This window comes from Pseudomonas sp. (genome assembly GCF_050739995.1).
In the GTDB taxonomy this organism is placed as follows: domain Bacteria; phylum Pseudomonadota; class Gammaproteobacteria; order Pseudomonadales; family Pseudomonadaceae; genus Aquipseudomonas.
Window position 1 is genome coordinate 1 of the sequence record NZ_JBOICG010000428.1, and the last position, 6151, is coordinate 6151.

Sequence of the window (6151 nt, forward strand, 5' to 3'; positions counted from 1 at the left end):
ACCATGGACTGGCCACGTTTACGAGTGCCGAGGATATGGAGGGAGCGCTGAAAAAGCTCTTTCACGATAAAAAGATGAATGTGCAATATAAAACCCACGCAAACAATCAAAACACCCTGGAGTTCAAGATCTTTGACCATGATGATGAGTGGCAAGATATAAACAGTGTGCTTCGTAATGACTTCAAAAAACTATACGGCACACAGATAATTCCATCCGGAGCACCTCGGCCGCTTACCAGCCAGTAATTAAAAACCAACTGGGAGAAACTACATGCGAACCCGAACAATCAAGGTCTGATTTGTTACGAAGCAGCTTTACGCGTCGGGTAGGCTGAAAATACTGTTTCGTCGAAGGTGTTCGACGCCGTTCAAGCCAGTGCGGACCGCCGAGGCGCAACCAGCTACCCCACCGGGTATCTCAAACTGATGGGCATCAAACCGGGTAGCCTGAAGACTGCGGCGCCACAACCAGTGGGCGCCGTACGTTCAGGCCAACAACCGCTGAATATGCTCTTGCAGCGTATCCAGATCAAACGGCTTCGCCAGAATCGGTGCATTGCGCGTAATCGGGCTATTGCACTCGAGAATTTCCTGCGGGTAGCCGCTGATAAAGATCACTTTCAATTCCGGTCGCAGCTTGATTGCAGGTTCAGCAATCTGTACCCCGGAAATCCCGCCCGGCAGGCGATAGTCGGTGACCATCAGGTCCAGGTGCGGCTTGCTCGCCAGGATCTCGAAGGCCTGCTCCCCATCGACCGCCTTCAAGACCCGATACCCCAGGCCGGCCAGGTACTCGCCCAGCACGAACATAATCGATTCGTCGTCTTCGACGATCAGTACAACATCTTGTGCATCTTCACTCATGGGAAACCTTTGTCCGGTCATTTGCTGCTGTTACGACCATGGGGTCACGCAGAGGTTGCGTCCAGGTGACGATTGATTTCATGACGATGCCTCAAGCGGCAGGCATACCCGGAACAAGGCACCCTCACCTATCCGGCTTTCGACCTCGATGGTGCCACCATGGGCCGCGACGATCTGTTCGGAAATAAACAGCCCCAGGCCCAGCCCTGCCGCCACATGGCTGGCCGAGACGCGCTCGAACTGCTGGAAAATACGCTTCTGGTTGTCTTCGCTGATACCGATGCCATGGTCACGCACTTCGACGCGCGCTTCGCCGTGTTCGGTGTACACACGCACCTCTACCGGGCTTTTCGCGCCGTAGCGCAAGGCATTGGTCAGCAAGTTGGTGATCACTTGTTCTATGCGAAACTCATCCCAATTGCCTTCGACGGGCCCTTCGGTCACCAGTTGCATGGACGAGTCGGCAGCGGTCACCTGTGGCGCGAAGTTAGCCACAAGGTTGCTTACCAATTGGGTCAAGTCGAACCGCGCCGGGCGTATCGAGAGTTTGCCGGTACGGATTCGCGACACGTCGAGCATGTCCTCTATCAGCCGGATCAGGCTTTGGATTTGCCGCTCATCACGGTCGACCATGGCGTGCATCTTTTCCAGGGTAAATGCCGCGGCGTTATCCCGAGCCAGGTGCATCTTGCGCAGTTGGGTTTCCAGGATCAGTCCATTGAGGGGGGTACGCACCTCGTGGGCGACGATCGACATGAAGTCATCACGCATGCGCACGGCCTGCTCCAACTGCGCCTGGGTAGCCTGCAGGCGCGTCAGCAACAGTTCCTGTTCGCGCCGGCTGCGCTCCAAGGCTTCGACTTGCAGCTTCACGGCTTTGCCCTGTCGATACAGGTCAACGAATACATTGACCTTGCTCTTGACCGCATGAATATCCAGCGGCTTGTGCAGGAAATCCACGGCGCCGCTTTCATAGCCTTTGAAGGCATAGTTGAGCTCCCGGCCGGCGGCGCTGACGAACACAATCGGGATGTTCTTGGTCTTTTCTGTGCCGCGCATCAATTCGGCCAACTCGAAACCGTTCATGCCGGGCATCTGCACGTCGAGAATCGCCATGGCGAATTCGTGTTCCAGTAGCAGGGACAAGGCTTCGTCGGCGCTCAGAGCCTTGAAGACCTGGCGATCCTCACGCTTGATCAGCGCTTCGAGGGCCAGCAGGTTTTCCGGCAGATCGTCGACGATCAGCAGTTTGGCCTGGACAGTACTTAACATGGGGAATTTTCCAGGGAGGCCAACAATGAACCTATGCGGCTCAAGGTAAGAATATAGTCAGGTGTGTGCAGTGCCAGGGCCGCCAGGGGCATCACGGCAATCCGTGCTTCCTTGGGGTCTTGTACCACGGTGGTGCCGCCCGATTGCTTGACGTAGGCAAGGCCGCGTGCACCGTCCTGATTCGCACCGGTCAACAGAATCGCCAGCAGCCTGTTGCCATACGCGTCGGCGGCCGAGGAAAACAGGTAATCGATGGCGGGTCGCGAGTGAAAAACGCGATCTTCCTGGCTCAAGGACAAGCTGCGGTCTTGCTCTACCGATAGGTGATAGCCAGGCCCTGCGAAGTACAAGGTGCCCACTTCGATCACTTCTTTATCCTGCGCCTCGCGTACCGGGATACGCAGGCGTCGCGCGAACACTTCGGCCAATTGGCTGCGGCGCTCATCTGGAAGGTGCAGTACCGCAATGATCGACAGGCCGAAGCCCTCGGGCAGTTCGCTGAAAATACTCAGCAATGCCTCGACACCGCCGGCGGAAGCGCCGACGACGATGGCTTCAATCCCGCCAGTCGGGTTGGCAGCAGCGTCGTTCATGATTTTCGGTAGATCCGCTCTTGCTTGACCAAGGGCTCGAATTGTTTGCTGTAGGCGGAAAAATCCAGGGTTTCCTTACTGCCCAGCACCAGGAAGCCGCGATGACACAGCGATTCATGAAACAATCCAAATGCTCGGTCTTGTAGTTTTTTGTTGAAGTAAATCAACACATTACGGCATGAAATTAATTGAGTTTCTGAAAACACACTGTCGGTTGCCAGGCTGTGATCGGCAAAAGTCACGTTCTCGCGCAGCGTCTTGTCGAAGATCGCGTAATCGTATGCCGCGGTGTAGTAGTCGGCAAATGAACGTTGGCCACCGGCTTGCTGATAATTCGCCGTATAAGCCCGCACGTTCTCCAGAGAGAAGATGCCCTGCTTGGCTTTATCCAGTGAGGCCGGGTTGATGTCAGTGGCATAAATGATGGTGCGTTCCAGCAACCCTTCTTCACGCAACAGGATCGCCATGGAATACACCTCCTCCCCCGTGCTGCAACCGGCGATCCAGATCTTGATCGACGGGTAGGTCTTGAGCAGCGGCACCACTTCTTGGCGGATCGCCAGGAAGTGCGAAGGGTCGCGAAACATCTCGCTCACGGGGATCGTCAAGAATTGCAGCAACTGCATGAACGCCGTGGGATCGTACAGCACCCGTTCCTGCAACGCCGAAATGGTCGCGCAGTCGAACTGGCGCAAGGCATGGGCCACGCGACGCTTGACCGATGCGCCGGAGTAATCGCGAAAATCGTAGCTGTACTTGAGGTAAATCGCCTCGATCAGCAGGCGCAGCTCAATATCGCTGCTTTTTTCCAAAAAACGTTGCTCCACTTAAATGCGTTCCATCTTGGGTAGCCATACGCGAATCAGTGAGAACAGGCGATCCAGGTCAATCGGCTTGGCCAGGTAATCGTTGGAACCGGCTGCAAGGCAGCGCTCCTGGTCATCCTTCATCGCCTTGGCCGTTACCGCAATGATTGGCAGCTTCTTCCAGCGCGGGTCCTGGCGGATCAAGGCAGTCGCCTCGTAACCGTCCATCTCCGGCATCATCACGTCCATCAGCACCAGGTCGACATCCCCGACTTCATTGAGTTTATCGATGGCTTCACGGCCGTTTCGCCCGATCACCACCACCGCACCTTTGTGCTCCAGGGCGCTGGTCAGCGCGAAGATGTTGCGCACGTCGTCGTCCACCAGCAGGATCTTGCGTCCCTCGAAGACCTTGTCGCGGCTGCGGGCGGTCTTGAGCATCTTCTGGCGGTCATGGGACAGCTGGGATTCGACTTTGTGCAGAAAGAGCGTGACTTCGTCCAGCAAACGCTCTGGCGAGCGGGCGCCCTTGATGATGATCGAGCGCGAATACTTGCGCAGTTCGGCCTCTTCATCGCGGGTCAGGTTGCGCCCGGTGTAGACGATCACCGGCGGGAACGAACAGATATCCTCGGTGGCCATGCGCTTGAGCAGCTCGTTACCGAGCATGTCCGGCAGTTTCAGGTCGATGATCATGCAGTCGTAGATGTTGGTGCGCAGCAGGTCCAGGGCTGCCTGGGCATAACCGACGTCGGTGATTTCGATGTCATCGTCGCCGATCAGGCGGGCAATACTGTCGCGTTGCAGGTCATCGTCCTCCACCAGCAACACGCGCTTGACCTTCTGGGTGAGCTTGGCTTCCAGGCGTGCAAAAACATCCTTGAGTTCTTCGCGAGTCGTAGGCTTGACGGCATAACCGATGGCGCCCATATGCATGGCGGCCTCGACGCGGTCTTCCACGGAAATCACATGCACCGGGATGTGACGGGTGCTGGCGTGCTCCTTGAGGCGTTGCAGCACCGTCAGCCCGGAGTGATCCGGCAGGCGCATGTCCAGCAGGATCGCGTCCGGGACGTATTCCTCCGCCAGGCTGTAGCCCTCGTCCGCGCCATGGGCCACCAGGCAGTTGTAGCCTAGCTCGTGGGCCAGATCGAACAGGATACGGGCGAAGTTCGGCTCATCCTCCACCACCAGAATGCAGCGCGTGGTAAAGGGCGCCTTGTCGCGGTCGTCGGCGAAGCGCGGAATCTGGCCGGCATCGGCCACCGGCAGAGGGGAAATCTGGACTGGCGGCGGCGCGGGAGGCGCCACCGCTTGGCGCGGCGGCTCAATGGGTGAGGCGCCTTCTGCGCGCTCTACGTACTGCTCCGGCAACACCAGCGTGAAAACGCTACCTTTGCCCGGTTCGCTGGTCACGCTGATATAGCCACCGAGCAAGGTGGCCAGGTCGCGGGAAATCGACAAGCCCAGGCCGGTACCGCCGTAACGACGGTTGGTGGTGCCATCGGCCTGGCGGAAGGCTTCGAAGATACTTTCCTGCTGGTCCGGGGCAATACCGATGCCGGAGTCACGCACGGTGAAGGCAATGCCCTCCCCCGGCGCGCGCGCCACCGACAGGCTGACTTCGCCCTGCTCGGTAAACTTCACCGCATTGGATAACAGGTTCTTGAGGATCTGCTCCAGGCGCTGGCGGTCGGTGAACAACAGGGTCGGCGCATCGCCCTGCACCTCGACCTGGAAACCCAGCTTACGATCAGCCGCCAGCGGCTCGAACAGACTGCGCAGGCCGTCCACCAGGCGTACGACGCTGGAGTTCTCCGGGCGCACCTCCAGTTTGCCGGCTTCAACCTTGGAAATGTCCAGGATGTCGTTAATGAGGTTGAGCAAGTCATTGCCCGCCGAATAAATCGACTCGGCAAACTTGACCTGTTCGGCGCTGAGGTTTTCCTGGGCATTCTCGGCCAGCAACTTGGCCAGGATCAGCGAACTGTTCAACGGCGTGCGCAGTTCATGGGACATGTTGGCAAGGAACTCGGACTTGTATCTGCTGGAGCGCAACAACTCGTCCGCGCGGTCTTCCAGTTCCAGTTGTGCCTGGTTGAGCTCGATGTTCTTGCGGTCCATGGCGTCGCGCTGGTCGGCCAGCGTCTGGGTCTGTTCGGCCAACTGCTCGTTGGTCTGCTCAAGCTCGGCCTGTTGGGTTTCCAGGTGCGCCTGGGACTCCTTGAGAATACGCGATTGTTCTTCCAGCTCTTCGTTGGCGGTCTTGAGTTCTTCTTGCTGCACTTGCAGTTCTTCATTGAGCTGCTGGGTTTCGGCCAGCACCTCCTGCAAACGCTGACGATAGCGGGCGGCTTCGATGGAGGTGCCGATGTTGCCGGCGATCAGCTCCAGCAACTCGACGTCACGCTCTTCCAGTGAGCGCAGGAACCCCAACTCGATAACGCCATTGACGCGGTCGTCATCGCTGGTCGGCATCACCAGCACGCTACGGGTGGGCCCTTCGCCGAGGCCGGAGCTGACCTTGAAGTAGTCCACCGGCACATCATCCAGGCGAATCAGGCGATCCAACTGGGCGGCCTGGCCCACGATGCCTTCGTCGCTGTAGATCGAT

Annotated in this window: 6 protein-coding genes; 1 reads left to right on the forward strand and 5 read right to left on the reverse strand. The window is 58.0% G+C overall.

The genetic code is table 11. The features are described from left to right. On the forward strand, positions 1–248 hold a 248-nt coding region (locus ACRESD_RS14140), incomplete at its 5' end, for a hypothetical protein (RefSeq protein ID WP_431751474.1). 240 nt (positions 249–488) lie between these two features. Here ACRESD_RS14140 and ACRESD_RS14145 read toward each other — a convergent pair. From ACRESD_RS14145 to ACRESD_RS14165, 5 genes are all read right to left on the reverse strand, one after another. Beyond that, positions 489–866 carry a response regulator gene (locus ACRESD_RS14145; RefSeq protein WP_431751475.1) on the reverse strand — a complete coding sequence of 126 codons (378 nt, stop codon included), beginning with the start codon at positions 864–866 and terminating at the stop codon, positions 489–491. 78 nt (positions 867–944) lie between these two features. Next, positions 945–2138 (reverse strand): hybrid sensor histidine kinase/response regulator, encoded by a 1194-nt coding sequence (locus ACRESD_RS14150; protein WP_431751476.1) that lies wholly within the window; start codon positions 2136–2138, stop codon positions 945–947. Continuing rightward, positions 2132–2731, reverse strand: coding sequence for a chemotaxis protein CheB (locus tag ACRESD_RS14155; RefSeq protein WP_431751477.1), 600 nt, complete (start codon positions 2729–2731; stop codon positions 2132–2134). The genes ACRESD_RS14150 and ACRESD_RS14155 overlap by 7 nt, the downstream gene beginning before the upstream one ends. Then, complete coding sequence (locus ACRESD_RS14160; RefSeq protein ID WP_431751478.1) at positions 2728–3558, reverse strand: CheR family methyltransferase; 831 nt, start codon at positions 3556–3558, stop codon at positions 2728–2730. The genes ACRESD_RS14155 and ACRESD_RS14160 overlap by 4 nt, the downstream gene beginning before the upstream one ends. Then, a partial coding sequence (locus ACRESD_RS14165; RefSeq protein ID WP_431751479.1) for a response regulator occupies positions 3559–6151 on the reverse strand: 2593 nt, incomplete at its 5' end.